General features: G+C 43.2%; 14 protein-coding genes. 11 read left to right on the top strand and 3 right to left on the bottom strand.

All coding sequences use genetic code 11. The features are described from left to right. Nucleotides 1-95 precede the first annotated feature (95 nt). Nucleotides 96-2,507 carry a leucine--tRNA ligase gene (gene leuS / locus U2P91_RS00565; protein WP_322518728.1) on the top strand — a complete coding sequence of 804 codons (2,412 nt, stop codon included), beginning with the start codon at nt 96-98 and terminating at the stop codon, nt 2,505-2,507. Between the two features lie 7 nt (nt 2,508-2,514). Then, a complete protein-coding gene (locus U2P91_RS00560; protein ID WP_322518727.1) occupies nt 2,515-2,973 on the top strand; it encodes a ribonuclease H in 459 nt (152 codons plus the stop codon). Nucleotides 2,974-3,066: 93 nt separating this feature from the next. Here U2P91_RS00560 and U2P91_RS00555 read toward each other — a convergent pair whose 3' ends face one another. From U2P91_RS00555 to U2P91_RS00545, 3 genes are all read right to left on the bottom strand, one after another. Beyond that, nucleotides 3,067-3,912: a DegV family protein gene (locus U2P91_RS00555; RefSeq protein WP_162624421.1), complete on the bottom strand. Its 846-nt coding sequence runs from the start codon at nt 3,910-3,912 to the stop codon at nt 3,067-3,069. A 141-nt stretch (nt 3,913-4,053) separates the two neighbouring features. After that, the gene (locus tag U2P91_RS00550) at nt 4,054-5,190 is read right to left on the bottom strand and encodes an MGDG synthase family glycosyltransferase (RefSeq protein ID WP_111889680.1); all 1,137 of its coding nucleotides are present in this window, start codon (nt 5,188-5,190) and stop codon (nt 4,054-4,056) included. 94 nt (nt 5,191-5,284) lie between these two features. Further along, nucleotides 5,285-6,067 carry a PP2C family protein-serine/threonine phosphatase gene (locus U2P91_RS00545; RefSeq protein ID WP_111887234.1) on the bottom strand — a complete coding sequence of 261 codons (783 nt, stop codon included), beginning with the start codon at nt 6,065-6,067 and terminating at the stop codon, nt 5,285-5,287. Nucleotides 6,068-6,207: 140 nt separating this feature from the next. Between U2P91_RS00545 and U2P91_RS00540 the strand changes: the two genes are divergently transcribed. The 9 genes from U2P91_RS00540 to mutS all read left to right on the top strand — a co-directional run bounded on the left by U2P91_RS00540 (nt 6,208) and on the right by mutS (nt 17,010). After that, nucleotides 6,208-6,618 (top strand): hypothetical protein, encoded by a 411-nt coding sequence (locus U2P91_RS00540; RefSeq protein ID WP_322518726.1) that lies wholly within the window; start codon nt 6,208-6,210, stop codon nt 6,616-6,618. Nucleotides 6,619-6,692: 74 nt separating this feature from the next. Further along, nucleotides 6,693-7,628 carry a TIGR01212 family radical SAM protein gene (locus tag U2P91_RS00535; RefSeq protein WP_322518725.1) on the top strand — a complete coding sequence of 312 codons (936 nt, stop codon included), beginning with the start codon at nt 6,693-6,695 and terminating at the stop codon, nt 7,626-7,628. 5 nt (nt 7,629-7,633) lie between these two features. Then, a complete protein-coding gene (locus tag U2P91_RS00530; RefSeq protein WP_111887231.1) occupies nt 7,634-8,437 on the top strand; it encodes a GTP pyrophosphokinase in 804 nt (267 codons plus the stop codon). Nucleotides 8,438-8,520: 83 nt separating this feature from the next. Next, the gene (locus tag U2P91_RS00525) at nt 8,521-9,258 is read left to right on the top strand and encodes a YebC/PmpR family DNA-binding transcriptional regulator (RefSeq protein ID WP_111887230.1); all 738 of its coding nucleotides are present in this window, start codon (nt 8,521-8,523) and stop codon (nt 9,256-9,258) included. Then, on the top strand, nt 9,251-9,943 hold the full coding sequence (locus U2P91_RS00520) for a peptidoglycan-binding protein (protein WP_162624420.1): 693 nt from the start codon (nt 9,251-9,253) through the stop codon (nt 9,941-9,943). Before U2P91_RS00525 ends, U2P91_RS00520 begins: the two co-directional genes overlap by 8 nt. A gap of 135 nt (nt 9,944-10,078) precedes the next feature. Next, complete coding sequence (locus U2P91_RS00515) at nt 10,079-11,572, top strand: NAD(P)H-hydrate dehydratase (RefSeq protein WP_322518724.1); 1,494 nt, start codon at nt 10,079-10,081, stop codon at nt 11,570-11,572. A 158-nt stretch (nt 11,573-11,730) separates the two neighbouring features. Then, a complete protein-coding gene (locus tag U2P91_RS00510) occupies nt 11,731-12,924 on the top strand; it encodes a cation diffusion facilitator family transporter (protein WP_322518723.1) in 1,194 nt (397 codons plus the stop codon). A 68-nt stretch (nt 12,925-12,992) separates the two neighbouring features. Beyond that, nucleotides 12,993-14,411 (top strand): tRNA (N6-isopentenyl adenosine(37)-C2)-methylthiotransferase MiaB, encoded by a 1,419-nt coding sequence (miaB, locus tag U2P91_RS00505; protein WP_322518722.1) that lies wholly within the window; start codon nt 12,993-12,995, stop codon nt 14,409-14,411. Continuing rightward, nucleotides 14,365-17,010 carry a DNA mismatch repair protein MutS gene (gene mutS, locus U2P91_RS00500; protein ID WP_111887224.1) on the top strand — a complete coding sequence of 882 codons (2,646 nt, stop codon included), beginning with the start codon at nt 14,365-14,367 and terminating at the stop codon, nt 17,008-17,010. The genes miaB and mutS overlap by 47 nt, the downstream gene beginning before the upstream one ends. The last annotated feature ends 6 nt before the right edge of the window (nt 17,011-17,016 follow it).

The raw sequence follows: 17,016 nt of genomic DNA, 5'->3' as shown, positions 1-17,016 counted from the left end.
GCGGATTTTTTTTTCGCAGTTGGTTAAGGTGTGCGAATTATAAAAAACAGCGAAAACTGGTAAATTATAAATAGAAACGAGTAAATGGAGGAAATATGTCAACGTATGAGCATAAACGAATAGAGGAACAGTGGCAAAAGTATTGGGAAGAGAATGAAACGTTTCGGACCGAAGAAAACTCAAGCAAAGAAAAATTTTATGGGTTGGTTGAATTTCCTTATCCTTCCGGGGTGGGGCTCCACGTTGGTCATGTTCGAGCTTATACATCGCTAGAGGTGATTGCCAGAAAACGTCGTATGGAAGGATTTAATGTCCTCTTTCCGATTGGTTGGGATGCCTTTGGTTTACCAACTGAAAACTACGCCATTCAAACTGGTCGTCATCCCCGGGAAGTGACCGATGAAAACATTGCCGTATTCACTAATCAACTAAAACGGATTGGTTATGCCTTTGACTGGGATAAAGAAATTGATACCACCGATCCGAAATACTATAAATGGACGCAATGGATCTTTTTACAGTTGTTTAAGCATGGCCTGGCGTTTCGAGACCGGACCTATGTCAATTTTTGCAACGGCTGCAAAGTGGTGCTGTCCAACGAGGATTTCCGGGACGGGAAGTGTGACCGTTGTGGTAGCGAAGTGGTGCAAATGGAAAAAGATGTATGGTTCCTGAAAATCAAGAACTATGCCGAAGAGCTGTTAAAAGGTCTGGATGACGTTAACTATCTGCCTCGGATCCGTCTGGAACAGGAAAACTGGATTGGCAAGTCAGTGGGGGCGGAAGTCGATTTTACCATTGCTGGCTATGACAAAGCCCTGCGCGTATTTACGACTCGACCGGATACCTTATTTGGGGCGACTTTTATGGTTATTGCTCCCGAACATCCGCTGATTAGTGATCTTTCTGAATCGATTACCAATTTGACTGAACTGGTCGCGTACCAGGAACAGGCCAAGCGCAAAACAGAATTTGAACGGGTTCAGCTGGCTAAGGATAAAACTGGGGTGCGGATTTTAGGCATCCAGGCTATTAATCCGGTGACCAATACCGAAATTCCGATTTTTATCGCCGACTATGTCATGATGGGATATGGCACCGGGGCCATTATGGCCGTTCCCGGCCATGATACAAGAGATTGGGATTTTGCCAAAAAATTTGACTTACCCATCATTGAAGTTATCAAAGGCGGGGATGTAACCGAAGCGGCTTATACCAATACTGATTCGGGTGAAATGGTCAATTCCGGCTTTTTAAATGGAATGGAAGTCAAGGATGCGATCCAGAAAACAATTGACTTTTTAGAACAGGAAAAATTGGGCAAACGGACCATTAATTATAAAATGAAGGATTGGGCTTTTAATCGTCAGCGTTATTGGGGTGAACCAATTCCGATTGTTCACTGTCCAAAATGTGGGATGGTACCGGTGCCGGAGGATCAATTGCCGCTGGAATTGCCGGTGGTCGAAAGCTACACCCCCACGGATACCGGCAAATCCCCGTTATCCAACATCCCGGAATGGTATGAAACGACCTGCCCGGAGTGTGGTGGTCCGGCGGAACGGGAAACCGATACGATGCCCCAGTGGGCGGGTTCCAGCTGGTACTTCCTGCGCTATTTTGATAACAAAAACGACGAAGCCTTTGCTTCCCCCGAAAAACTGAAATACTGGATGCCGGTAGATTGGTACAACGGCGGGATGGAACACGTCACGCGGCATCTACTCTATTCCCGGTTCTGGCATCAGTTTTTATTTGATATTGGTTGTGTGCCAGTACGTGAGCCCTATGCCAAACGAACCGCGCAGGGATTGATTCTTGGAAACGACGGCGAAAAAATGTCGAAATCTAAAGGAAATGTGGTCAATCCCAACGTGATCATTGAGGAATATGGGGCCGATACCTTAAGAACCTATATTATGTTTATCGGCGACTATGAAAAATCTGCTCCCTGGTCGGATAACGGCGCTAAGGGCTGTCGACGGTTTCTGGATCGGGTCTGGAAACTTCAGGAGATTGTCAGTGATGAAACCGGCTATGGCAAGGACCTCGAATCGACCATTCATAAAACCATTAAGAAAGTTAATGATGATTATGAAGAAATGAAATACAATACCGCGATTGCTGCCTTGATGACGCTATTAAATGAATTCAACCGCATTGGTTCCATCACTAAAGATGCCTTTAGGACCTTTTTGCAATTACTTTACCCGGTAGCCCCCCATATCAGTTCAGAAATCTGGCAGAATCTAAAGATGGGTGGAACGCTTGATGATGCGGCCTGGCCTCAATATGAAGACGCCAAAACCGTCGATGATGTCATCGAAATGGCAGTTCAGATTAACGGCAAGGTCCGGGGAACCATTACCATTCCGGTTGCCGCCGATAAGGATGAAGCCAAGGCGATTGCTCTGGCTCAGGAGAACATCGTCGCCTATACCCAGGGTAAAACCATTATCAAAGAGATCTATGTCCCGGGAAAAATTTTCAATATCGTGGTAAAATAGGAAGATCATGAAAGTAATTCATCTCTATACCGATGGTGGTTGCCGCGGCAATGGCAAAGAAGGTGAAAATCTGGGTGCCATTGGTGGCGTACTGATTTACCCTGAAAAAAATGTCATCAAAGAGTACAAACGGGCCTATGAAAACACCACCAACAACCAGATGGAGTTGTTGGCGGTGATTGAAGGCTTAAAGTTGCTAAAGGAACCTTGTGAAGTTCATATCTACAGCGATTCTGCCTATGTTGTTAATGCCTATCTGCAGAATTGGATTGGTGGATGGAAGGCAAAAAACTGGACCCGGGGAAAAGCCGGGGCGCTAAAAAACCGGGAAATCTGGATGGAACTTGATCAACTGGTTAATCAACATAAGGTGACCTTTCATAAGGTCAAGGGTCATGCCGATAACCCCTATAATAATCAGGCGGATTTATTAGTAAACCAGGCCATGGATGCATACGCGCTTTAAATTGAAGCAATAATCTAAAAAGACTTAAACCAGATTTCTGGTTTAAGTCTTTTTAGATGCGCTTTATATTTTGTGATAAACTTAATGAGTTGATTAAAAGGCTAGTAACAGCCCTTTGTCGTTGGAATAGTAAGTGGTTAAGCCGTGCATCGGAAAAATATAAATCTCTTTGAGTTCAAAGCGTTTCTCCAGTAAATCTTTGAGGATTTCAGCCTGACTAAGATTATTGCAATGAGTAATGACCACAGGAAACTGAGGCTGCGCTTTGGCCTTATCCTCAACCATATTGGCAAGGCTTGACAAGGCTTTTTTGATGCCGCGGGCTTTGGTGACCAATTGAATTTCACCCTTTTCATCAGATTTGAAAATCGGCATAATCGAGAGCACTGAGGCAACGGCGCCGGCTACCCGATTCATTCGTCCGCTTTTAACCAGGTTGGATAGGTCCTGAAGCAAGAAACGCAGATTTAAGGTCTCAAGATAGGTTGCCAGCTTATCACTGATGGTGTCAAAATCCATCTCACCAGCTTTTATGAGATCGCGGAGCTTCATCACCATCAAAATCATCACCGGCGAGGTTGAGTGGGTATCAAAGAGACTTATTTTCAGAGAATCATCTTCCTCAAGGACCATGTTTCTGGCAACCCGGGCACTGTTATAGGTACCGCTTAGGCCGGAAGTCATCGTGATTACATAACTTTCTTTATTTTTTCGAAGTTCGGCGGCAAAATCTTCGGGGGATGGGCATGAAGAAGAGGTTGCTGTTTTTTCAGCCTTCATGGCGGCAATCAGTTCCTTGGTATTTAGAGTCTCATCATCTATAAATTCATGATCGCCAACAATTATTTTCAGCGGGACAAGTGAAAAATCGATACCGTCCTTTTCCAGAAAATCCTTGGGCAAATCACATGAGCTGTCGCTGATAATTCGTGGTTTCACATTAATTTCCTCATTTCAATCATTTGTCTCTTAAGATTTTTCTTTATTAGGCTGATCAGATGATCAGCCAACAGCACTCTTCATCTGTTGTGATAACAATAAAATGGTAAACTAAAATGCTTAAAAAGATCTTTTGCTGTCTTAAATGGATTCGGTCAGATAGGGTATGGCATCAGGGATATTTAACTGAGTTAAAACGTCCTGGGTGATCAGGTTGGTTGCATGACCATTGTAAATCCGGCCAAGATTGTTCTTAATCGAAAACCGTTTGATGTCATTTTCTTTGAGCGCATCAATGGCCAGGACCAGTTCATTAAAGTTATGAGCAACGACAGCGGCACCCTGGCTTTTAAACCACTGGGCATTTTCGCCTTCCTGACCGGGAGTGGGATTGTATAAAATGACCGGAATTTTTTTAGTCACCACTTCACTCAGGGTAATGCCCCCAGGCTTAGTTACCATTAAATCACCAACAGAATAAAATTCGTGAATATCCGGAACAAAACCAAAAATTCTTGTGTTGGTCAAGTTTTCCTGCTCTAGCTCCTGTTGGAGATGCAGGTTTTTGCCACAGATTACAACGGTCTGGAGGTTATCCATTTTATCTGCCTGCTGACAGATCTCTTTGATATTCTTAAGAACTCCGTAGGTGCCGGCAAAAATAATCAGTATTTTTTTATGAGAATCCAGATTATATTTACTGAAGATACGATTACGGTTTTCCCGGGCATAAAAAGCGTCTCGCACAGGAATACCAGTTTTCAAGATTTTTTCCTGGGGAATTTCTTCCTTGATCAGGGTTTCTTCAACGTTTTCACAGGCCACATAGTAGCGGTCGATATCCTGATGGATCCAGGGTTTAGGAATACAAAAATCAGTGACCACAGTAAAAAGCTTAATATGCGGATAGTTTTCTTTTTTCAGGATCGCTGAAATAGTATAGCCGTAGGTGTTGATGATACAATCTGGCTTAAACTGCTCAATCATTTTTAATAAGGCTTTGCTGGTTAAGTGCCAAAGGTTGTACATAAATTTATTATGGGCATACTCTTCCACATCATAATAAACGCGTTCGTAAAAACTACTCCCAATGGAATAGGAAAGTAGGTAGGATTTTTCGATCATCCGGTTGAGCGTGGGGTTGGTTTTGTCAAACAGATCCTCAACACAGACAAGATGTCCCCGAGCCTCAAAGCTCTCTTTAAGGGTTTGGGCTACCATTTTATGGCCAGACCCGTGGGAACAGGTTAATATGAGTATTTTTTTGGGTTTTAACATGGTAATCCGTCCTTTCCGGAGATTATTTGCAAAGATCTCCAAATAACATCATGCCAATAGTTTATCCATAAATGATTAGATTTCCATTAGAAAGCTAATCATCAACTTCAATGCCCAAAATACAGATATCATCAGACGGAGCCTGGTCCTGCTTAAAATCGACGCAGGCGTCAATGATATGACTGCCGATAAGATTAATCGGGGAATCCGCGTTTTTATTAATGACAGATATCACCCGTTCCATCGAAAATTCTTCTCGGTTGGGGTTTTTGGCGTCAATGAGACCATCCGTAAAGAGCAGCAGTTTATCACCCTTTGAAAAATTAATTCGCATATCAAAATAATGCATAGTCGTCATAAATTGCTGCAATCCCAACATCGGAAGGTTGGGTTTTAGTAATTCGACCTGGCGGTTGGACTTAAGAAGAATCGCATCAGGGTGACCGGCATTGGCAAAGTACAAGACTCCCGCTTTAGGATCGAGTACGATAGCGATGGCAGTAAAAAAGGTATTATCCATTTGCTGACAAATATCGGATTCAATTTGCTTTAATATAAGGCTGGGGGATTGATTAATGCGGCTGTCTTTCATGGTGTAGGAATAACTCAGTTTAACCATACTGGTGATCATGGCAGCATCAATCCCATGGCCGGTCGCATCAGTGATGATTAGACTGATTTTTTCGTTGTCCAAAAAATGAAAATCGAAAAAATCACCGCCAACTTTTCGAAAAGGTCTCAAATAACTATAAAAATGATAATGATTTGAAACAAACGACCCAGGGGAAGGAATAATTTTGCGTTGAAGGTTTTGGGCGAATTCTAATTGTTTATCAAAAAGAGAGACAAGGGATTCGTAGTGATCCGAACTATTCAAACATGGACCTCCTTAGTCGGTTGATTTTTTTTATTATAGCATACTATTTTGAAATGTTATGCCAATTTCTTTAAAAATGATTGAAATTATTGATACTTACCCTTATAATGAAATTATCAATATGAAATGAGGTGTCTAAAATGATTGAATTTGTATACGGTTCAAAAGGAAGCGGCAAAACAAAGAAAATGATTGACATGGCAAACAACGCACTGGAGACCTGTGAAGGGGATATCATTTTTCTTAACGACAGAGACAAATATCGAGTAAAAGTAGATACTAAAATCAGATTTACAAACTTGGAGGAGTTTGGCATTGTCGGAACAGATCAACTTTTTGGTTTTATCAGCGGGGTTATTGCAGAGAATTATGATGTAAAGATTGTCTTTATTGATAACACATTAAGACTGATTAACTATCAAACATCAGAAGACATTTGTGCAATCGTCAGTAAAATACAACAGCTTAATGAAAAACATGACATAAGATTCGTGCTCAGTTTAAGTTGCGAAAAAGAAGAACTACCAGAATGTGTTACAAAATTAATATAATAAATTTCAGACGAACCTGATTAAAAATCAAGAAGGTTCGTCTGTTTAATCTTGTTAAGGAAAATTGTAAAAAAATGACAGAAAATCTGTATAATATCTATTCAGTCTGGCTAAAAGAACGATATGGTGAAAAAGTCTATAAAATTCCGGTTAATATTCCAGTTACCTGTCCCAACCGGGATGGTTCTAAAGGCAGCGGTGGCTGTGTCTATTGCGGGGCCAAAGGTGGGGGAAACGAAACCCTGTCCGACTTGCTATCCGTTACTGAACAAATTGAAAGAAATACGGCGTATATCGGAAAACGATATCATGCAAAAAAGTTTATCCCCTATTTCCAGAGTTTTTCTAATACTTATTGTGAATTTTCAGATTTTAAAAAATGGATTATTGAAGCGATCCGCCCGGATGTGGTCGAAATTTCTATTTCAACCAGGCCGGACTGCATCACCGACGAACAACTGAAATTTCTAGAAAAAGTAAAAAAAGATGACGCCGTCGAAGTGACCATTGAATTGGGGTTGCAAAGTGTTAATGAAGAAACCCTGAAAATTATTAATCGTGGACACACTTTGGCTGACTATAATCAGGCTATTGATCGGATCAAGGCGGCAGGTCTGTTAAGCTGCACCCATATGATTCTGGATTTACCCTGGGACAGTGAGGAAGACGTTATTAAAGGTGCCCAAGTCCTATCCGATAAAGGAACCGATTTCGTTAAATGTCACAGTCTGTATATTGAAAAAAACACCCTTCTAAAGCATTGGTATGATCAAAAGCAAGTGACGCTTTTAACAAAAGAAGATTACATTACCCGGGCCATTCTATTTCTGGAATATTTAAATCCGGAAATTGTCATTCAACGGCTGATTGGTCGGGTACCAAAAGAAGATTCGGTCATTACCAATTGGAACACAAGTTGGTGGAAAATTAAAGATGAGCTTGAGGCTCATATGAAGTATGAAAATAATTACCAGGGAAGAAAATTTTCTGGGATGAATAATAAGAGGTAAAGTCCTTGGGAACAAAATATTGGCAGGAATTTCTGATTCCATATCATCAGGCTGTGGATGAGATCGTCTTAAAATTTTCAAGTTTAAAAGAGCAGTACGAAAAAATCGGAGAATATTCACCCATCGAGTCCGTTTACGGCCGGGTGAAGAGTGTAGCTAGTATTCTGGAAAAAATTAATAAATATGGTGTCGATATCGAGGCCCTAGAAGAAACCATTCAGGATATCGCCGGGATTCGGATCATGTGTCAGTTTGAAGCTGATATTTACGAAGTTGTCGAACTGATCAGAAAAAGAACTAATTGTGATATGGAAGTCGTTAAGGTAAAGGATTATCTCAGTGAAGCCAAGGCCAGCGGATATAAGAGCTATCACTTGATTATCCGGTACCCTGTTTTTTGCATGTCAGGAAGTCAATCGGTTTTAGTTGAGATTCAGATTCGCACCCTGGCTATGAATTTTTGGTCTGTTATTGAACATTCCTTAAATTATAAATACAAGGAAAACATTCCGGAAGAAATTAAAGAGAGACTAATCAATGCCGCCAATGCGGTGAACGAGGTGGATCGGGAAATGGCATCAATTCGCGAAGAAATTCAAAGCGCTCAGCGGTTGTTTGGCCTGAAATCGAGCTTAGTTACCAGTATTCTTGACAACATTGGGCATTTATATAAATTGAATCATGGGGAGAAAGCATCTCGTTACGAGAAGATTTTTGATGATCTTTTTGCTCAGGAAGATCTGATTCAATTGATACTTTTAAGAAAAGAACTGGAATCGGAAGTGAATTTGATTGAGTCTGAGGTTTAAGAAATAAAAAACATGTTTGTTAAAAAAGGACAATATGTTATAATAGCACATTGTAAATGTTATAATTATCAAGGAGGTTGTCGATGTCAGGACATTCGAAATGGTCGACTATTAAACACAAAAAAGGAAAAGCAGATGCGAAACGTGGTCAAATCTTTACCAAGTTAGCGAAATATATTGCGGTTGCATCCCGAGAGGGCGGCAGCGATCCGGATATGAATGCAAAATTGAAAGAAGCCATCGTAAAAGCGAAGGCTGCCAATATGCCCAACGAGAACATTGACCGGGCAGTTAAAAAGGGCGCCGGGGAATTACAAGGTAGTGTCTATGAAGAAATAAGCTACGAAGGCTATGGACCGGGCGGCGTTGCGGTGATTGTCGAGACGTTGACCGATAATAAAAATCGGACGGCTGGGGATGTACGTCATGCTTTTGATAAAAATGGCGGAAATTTGGGAACCAGTGGTTGCGTGGGGTTCCTGTTTACCAAAAAAGGGCAGATCTTTATTGAAAAAACAGATCGCTTTGATGAAGAATCGCTGATGATGCTAGCCCTGGATGCGGGAGCAGAAGATATTGAAAGTTCTGAAGAAGGTTATGAAATCAGCACTGAACCGATCGATTTTGGCCAGGTATGTGATGCTTTGAAGCAAGAAGGATACGAACTGGCTTCGGCAGAAATTGCCATGATTCCATCGACTGAAGTAGAACTCACAGATGCCAGCGAAATCAAAAAGATGTTGAAAATGATCGACATGTTTGATGACAACGAAGATGTTCAGGCAGTATGGCACAACTGGACAGGTGAGGCAGATGAATAAACGAACCCCATTCAAACGGTTTAAAGATGTGATTCTTTACATTGTCTTTACAATTTTTCTCATTTTTTTAACCTCATCCTTTGTTATTGAGGATGTATATTCGGCCGCTGACCAGCTTTCGATGGAAGAAAAAGGGATTTCTGATGTTTATTCCATCGCTGTTGGTATGAAGCCGGCAAAACTGACCGTCAATAAGGATAAAACGGATGAGGATCAGAAAACAACTGAAATAAAAACTGATGACGGAACAACCATTGTTATTACCGAGTATAAGCTCGGGGATACCAATGATGAAATCCAGGAATATCAGCAAATTTTGTATTCGCTTGGTTTCTTAATCAGTCAGCCGTCAAATCAATTAACTGAAGACGTACAGACTGCGTTAAAAACGTATCAGGCCATGAAGGGTCTGGAACAAACCGGTAATTTGGATCGGTCTACCATTATTTCTCTGGTAGCAGAAGATATTAAATTCGAAAAAGGTGATAGCGGCAAAGTGCTACAAACCTATCAGCAGATTTTAGTAGCGCAAAACTATCTGGCGGCCGAGTCGGCAACCGGAACCTTTGATGATGCCACAGAAACGGCAGTAAAGGCTTTTCAAAAAGCCAATGGTCTTACTGAAAACGGAAAAATGGATGCCAAAACGGTCAAAGCATTGGACGCATTAAGACAAAAAAATTAGTTAAAATTAAATTTAAACATTTAGCCGTCAATTAATTGGCGGCTTTTTTCGTCTTACGGTTTACAAAAGGTTTCTATTTGATATAATGACAATTAATCATTCGATTATTTTCACACATGGGAAAAGAGGAAGGAAATGAAAGTTGTAACACCAAAAGAAATGGCCGTTATGGATCGCCATACTATTGCAGCTGGTACACCTGGCGTTGAGTTAATGGAACGAGCAGGTCACGGATGTGCCGAAATTATCAAGACAGAGCTCGACGCTGATGCTCAAGTTATTGTTCTTTGCGGACCAGGTAACAACGGTGGTGACGGTTTGGTTATTGGCCGGTTACTGATTGAAGAGGGCTTCGCGGTGCATCTTTTTTTAACAGAAACCGAAGCAAAGTTGTCTGAAGACAGTCTGATCTGCCTGAAACAGCTGGACGATAAGAATATACCAATCCGATTGATTCAAAATAATTCGGATTTAGAGGATCTCAGTCTAATATTAAAACGTGCCACCCTGGTTGTCGATGCGATTTTCGGAACCGGTTTGGCAGAAAAAGAAATGCCAGAGAAGTATCACAAAATATTTGACCTGATTAATGGTTTCGAGAAAAAAATTGTAGCCATTGATATCCCGTCGGGTTTACGAGGGGATATTGGCCTGACGATTGGCAACGCAATTTTTGCGGACAAAACCATTGTCATTCAAAATTATAAAACGGGATGTCTGTTAAATGACGGTCCTGACTATGCTGGGGAAACGGTTCTGATTGACATCGGAATTGATGAAAACAGCATCCCCAATGAAAAATACTATACCCAGGAAAATGATCTGAAATTTCCCCAAAAGCGAAAAAAGAATACCCATAAATATGACTATGGCTCGGTTGTTGTGATTGCCGGATCAAAGGGTATGAGTGGCGCTGGTATTCTTTCGGTGGAAGGCGCTTTAAAAAGCGGCGGCGGACTGGTTACCTGTTATGTTCCTCATGATATCTATATCCCGGTAGTGGCTCGGGCACCGGCAGAAGCTTTGGTTAAAACCTATGACTGTAATATTACATCCGAAGATATTAAAAATGACCGAAAAAAGGTGATCTTAATCGGACCGGGAATTGGCCGGGCAAAAAATTATAGTTTTATTTTGGAGCATTTACTGGAAGGCAGTCTGCCAGTGGTGATTGACGCCGATGGTCTTCATCATCTGGCTGTGATAGTGGATACTTTAAAAGAATCCCGAACCCCGGTGGTTATTACCCCCCATTTTGCCGAGTTCTCCAAGCTCATCGATGTGCCCCGGGAAGAGATACTAAAAGACCCCGTTGGATATGGTCAGAAATTCGCCATGGAATACCATGTCGTGGTGGTTTTAAAAGGCTATCGGACCATGGTGTTTGGAACCAATGGCGAAATATGGTTTAATTCTACCGGTAATCCGGGGATGGCCACTGGCGGTAGCGGCGATGTACTGGCTGGGATGATCGCCGGTATTGCCGGGCAAAACGTGGATCTGTTTGAAGCTGCCCGGGCCGGGGTGTTTTATCACGGTAAGGCCGGAGATTATTATGCCAAACACTATGGTCAAAGTACCCTGACCGCTCACAGCATCATTGAATCCTTAAAGTATGTTTTGAAATAAGTGACGAAATAAAAAAAATCCTGGTCAGACCAGGATTTTTTTCGCTTTGGTTTGTGATTTGATGATTTTAGGTTATAATGATTAAATAGTTAATTAAGTAAATTTTGATGGTTCCGGTGACCGGATGGAAATAAACTAAACCAGAAAGGTAATGGCTTGTGACAAACATATTAATACGAAAACTGATAAAAAACTTTGAAAATACCAGCAATTCCAGGGTCCGGGAAAATTACGGCAAATTGGCTAGCATCATGGGCATTGGGTCAAATCTACTCCTGTTCATCATTAAAATAGCAGTGGGCCTGCTGTTTAACAGCATTTCGATCACCGCTGATGCAGTCAACAATTTGTCAGATTCCGGATCTTCACTGGTAACCTTGCTGGGATTTAAACTGTCCGGCAAACCGGCGGATGCCGACCATCCTTTTGGTCACCAGCGAATGGAGTATATTTCCGGTCTGGTAGTTTCGTTTATTATTCTTTTTTTAGGGCTTCAGCTGATTCAGAGCTCGTTTGATAAAATTATCCATCCGGAACTCCCTCAATTTAATATCATTAGCGTGGTCGTTTTGATCGTGGCGATTTTAATCAAGGTCTGGCAATGTTTGTTTTATCGAAAAATCGGGAAAACCATTAATTCACTGACCCTGATGGCCACTGCAATTGATAGTCGCAATGATATTATGGCGACCTCCGCCGTCTTGGTAGCGACCATTGTCACTTACTTAACCGGCTTTGATTTGGATGGCTATATGGGGTTGGTGGTGGCCGTGTTTATTATTATCAGCGGCATCAATCTGATTAAAGAAACCATCAGCCCGCTACTGGGAACGGCCCCATCCAATGAACTGGTGGATCAGATCTACAAAAAGATTCTTAGCTATGAGCATATCATTGGGCTGCATGATTTGATTATCCATAGCTACGGCGAAAGTAAAACCTATGCCTCGGTTCATTGCGAGGTACCGGCAGAATTGGACTGTCTGATTAGCCACAGTGTGATTGATAAAATTGAGCGGGACGTTCTAAAGGATATGGACATCAATCTGATTATTCATCTAGATCCGGTAGTGATCACCGATGAAAGAACTAATGCGTTAAAAGAACAGGTGGAACAGACCATTGAAACACTTTTACCAGACATTCACATCCACGATTTTCGGGTGGTTTGGGGATTTGATCACTCGAATCTTATTTTTGACGTAGTGGTACCCTTTGATGTTGAGTGGAGCGATGAAGAATTGATCTTGATGATCTCCAATGAAATTTACAAAATAAATCCGACTTATCATGCCGTTGTTACCATTGATCATAATCACTATGTTCCCAATGAGGATGAATTAGATGTCTAAACAGTGCCATGGAAATTTAAACAGTAATAATTATTAATTTAGTCAGATCTTAGGAGAAACAAAATAGCATGAGCAAAAAAAAACCTGCAAAACGAATCATAAACAACCCCTCCCGTACTTTTCGCATTTTTACCTTCGGATGCCAGATGAATGAAAACGACTCGGAAAAAATATCCGGGATGTTAAAAGCTCTAGGCTACATGGAAGAAATGGATGTCAATAAAGCTGGCCTGGTAATCCTTAATACCTGTTCGATTCGGGAGAACGCCGATGAACGGGTCTTTGGCAATATCGGCGCCTATAAAACCGTCAAAAAAACCAATCCGGATTTAATTCTGGCCGTCTGTGGTTGTATGATGCAGCAGCCGGAAATCGTTAATCAGATAGTCACCAAGTATCCCCAGGTAGATCTGGTTTTCGGTACCCATAATCTCCACCAGTTTCCGGAGTTACTTAATAACTACATGGTCAACGGTAAACGGCTAGTAGAAGTCTGGGATGATTCAGACACCATTGTGGAAGATCTGCCGGTCGACCGTAAATATCCCTTTAAGGGTTTTGTGACGATCATGAACGGCTGCAACAATTTCTGCACCTATTGTATTGTGCCTTACACCCGGGGCCGGGAAGTAAGCCGCAAGCCCGATAAAATTTTTGATGAGGTTAAAGCTCTGGTGGCCGACGGTTGTGTTGAGGTAACCTTGTTAGGACAAAATGTCAATTCTTATGGCAATGATCTTGGAGAAGCGGTAAATTTCGCCAGTCTGCTTAGGCAACTCAATACCATTGAAAACCTCAAGCGAATTCGCTTTATGACTTCTCATCCCAAAGATCTTACTGACGCGGTTATTGATGCCATTGCCGCCAGCGATAAGGTCTGCAATTATATTCATCTGCCGATCCAATCCGGCAGCACTCGAATCTTAAAGGCGATGAACCGCAAATATAGTCAGGCCGATATACTAAATCGGGTTAAGGCAGTACGGGAAAAAATCCCCGGCGTAGCGATTACGACCGATCTGATTGTCGGCTTTCCCGGTGAAACCGAAGCGGACTTTTTGGAAACTCTCAAAGTCATTGAGCTTTGTCAATTTGATTCGGCTTTTACCTTTTTATATTCGATTCGCACCGGTACTCCGGCGGCTACGATGGGAAACCAGATTGCCGATGCGGTTAAACATGACCGAATCAACCGCTGTTTGGAAGTGCTTCATCAGATCAGTCACGATATCAATCAGACCTATCTTGATCAGGTGGTGGAAGTGCTGGTCGAAGAACCTAGCCGCAACAACCCCGAGCGGATGACCGGCCGAACCCGGACTGGCAAACTGGTCAATTTTCCCGGTGATCCAGCAGATATCGGCAAGCAGGTGATGGTCAAGATCACTGCTGCCAAAACCTTTAGTCTCGATGGCAAAAAAACGACACAGGAGGACACCGATGGCGCAGCTCACACCGATGATGACCCAATACCTGCAAATTCATGAGGAGGTTCCTGATGCCCTCCTTTTCTTTCGTATGGGCGACTTTTATGAAATGTTTTTTGACGATGCTCTAACAGCTTCCCGGGAGTTAGAAATAGCTCTTACTGGTCGGGATTGCGGGCTGGAAGAACGGGCTCCGATGTGTGGGGTACCCCATCATGCCGCCCAGAATTATATTACCCGGCTGGTGGAAAAAGGCTACAAGGTCGCTATCTGCGAGCAGATGGAAGACCCCAAGGAAGCCAAAGGGATCGTCCGTCGGGAAATTATTCGGGTCATTTCTCCGGGTACCATTTCCGAAGGAAAATTACTGGAATCAAAGAAAAACAATTATCTGATGGCTCTCTTTCTGGAAAACAATACCCTGGGACTGGCCAGTCTGGATGTCTCGACCGGGGATTTTTATGTTACCCAGATCGAGGCTAAAACCCGGGAACAATGGCTGTCTCAGCTGTCCGACGAAATCGGTCGATTATTACCGGCCGAGGTGATTCTTAATCCGGCTTTGTTTAAAGATTCCCAAGCACTGGCGATGATCGAAAACAGTTTTGGGATTCTAGCCAGTCTTTATCCGGAAAAATACTTTTCGGTCAAAAACGGCAGTACACGGATTATCGATCAGTTTGAGGTCTTTGCCCTCGGTGCCCTGGATCTGGAACGCCGGGATCATGCCATCGCCGCTGCCGGGGCCTTGTTGCTCTATCTGGATGAAACCCAGAAACGGGCCCTGACTCATATTAAAACCATTCGTTATTACAACAGTAAGGATTATATGGTGCTGGATTTATCCACTCGGCGCAATTTGGAGCTGACCCAGACGCTTAGAACTCTGGAAAAAAAAGGTAGCCTGTTAGGGGTGCTGGATAAAACCGTCACTGCCATGGGGGGGCGAACCCTGCGGCGCTGGGTCGAAGCGCCGCTTTTAAATCGTGACAGTATTCTTGCCCGACAGGGTGGCGTGTCGGCTTTTTACAATAATGCAGCCCATTTGCCTGCCTTTAAAAGCATGATGACCAAGGTTTATGATCTGGAACGGCTCTGCGGCAAGCTATCCTTTGGGACCATCAACCCACGGGATCTATTGGCACTTAAACAATCACTGGGGGCGCTGCCTCTGATTCGCGATTTTGTGGAGCTGTTGGGCTCACAGCAATTGCGCAGTCTGTTTGACACGAATGACTTGCTCAATGATGTCTGGGAGCACATTGAAAAAGCCATCGATGACCAGGCCCCGCTGGTTCTTAAGGATGGTCATGTGATCAAAACTGGTTATCATCAGGAAATTGACGAATTTCGGGAAGCTGCTGAAAAGGGTCAGGACTGGATTCGCGATCTGGAATGTCGGGAACGGGAGCGCACCGGAATTAAAAATCTGAAGGTGAAATATAATCGGATTTTTGGGTATTTTATTGAGGTAACCAAAAGTAATTTTGATCAGGTGCCGGAAGACTATATTCGCAAACAGACCCTGGCTAATGCCGAGCGGTACTTTACCCCGGAGCTAAAAGAGATGGAAAACAAAATTCTCGGTGCCCAGGAGGGCTTACTCCGCTGTGAAACCCAAGTGTTTTCGGAAATCCGGGACGGTCTGCTTGCAGAGATCCCCAGAATTCAACAGAAAGCTAGAGAAGTAGCGGAGTTGGACGCTATTTATTCGCTAGCCACCGTGGCTTTGCAGAATCGCTACGTTTGCCCGGAAATTACTGAAGACAACACCCTGCTGATCCAAAACGGTCGACATCCAGTGGTGGAGGATATGATTGGGACCAATTTTTTTATCGGCAATGATTGCACCCTCAATCAGGATGATCAGCGGATGCTGATCATCACCGGGCCGAATATGGCCGGGAAGTCCACCTTTATCCGCCAGGTGGCGATCATTACCCTGATGGCCCAGATTGGCTCCTTTGTCCCGGCGGATGCCGCCGCTATTGGGGTGGTCGACCGGATTTTCACTCGGGTCGGCGCCAGTGATGATCTGGCCAGCGGTCAGAGTACCTTTATGGTAGAAATGACTGAGGTGGCCAATATTTTGAAAAATGCCACCAGTCGCAGTCTGGTGATTCTGGATGAAATCGGCCGGGGTACCTCCACCTTTGATGGCATCAGCATTGCTTGGGCGGTGGTGGAATATCTCCATAACCAGGACAGCATTGGGGCTAAAACCCTGTTTGCCACTCATTATCATGAACTCACTGAACTGGAGACCCTAAAGCCCGGGATTAAAAATTTCAGCATCCGGCTCAAGGATACCCCGGATGGGGTGATCTTCTTACGAAAAATAATCCCTGGACCAGCCGACCAGAGCTATGGTATTGAGGTGGCCAAGCTGGCCGGTTTTCCGGTGGGGGTAACCAGGCGGGCCCAGGAAATTCTGGGTCACCTGGAATCGGGGGAAGATACCTACCGGCAGGAGCTGCTGGTGAAAGAACCTACTGTTTTAGAGGGTGGAAAAGGTGCCCAACTAAACTTTTTTGATGTGACCAAGGGCATGACTGCGGAAGAAGAAGCGGCCCTGGGGGTAATCAGGGAAATGAAAATCGACGAAATGAGCCCTATGGAAGTCATGATTGTGATTGATCAATTGCGAAAAAAAATTTAAGGTGAT

Origin of the sequence: Acetobacterium sp. K1/6, assembly GCF_034438075.1 — a bacterium.
GTDB lineage: Bacteria > Bacillota > Clostridia > Eubacteriales > Eubacteriaceae > Acetobacterium > Acetobacterium carbinolicum.
This window is presented reverse-complemented; position numbering and strand designations above follow the sequence as displayed.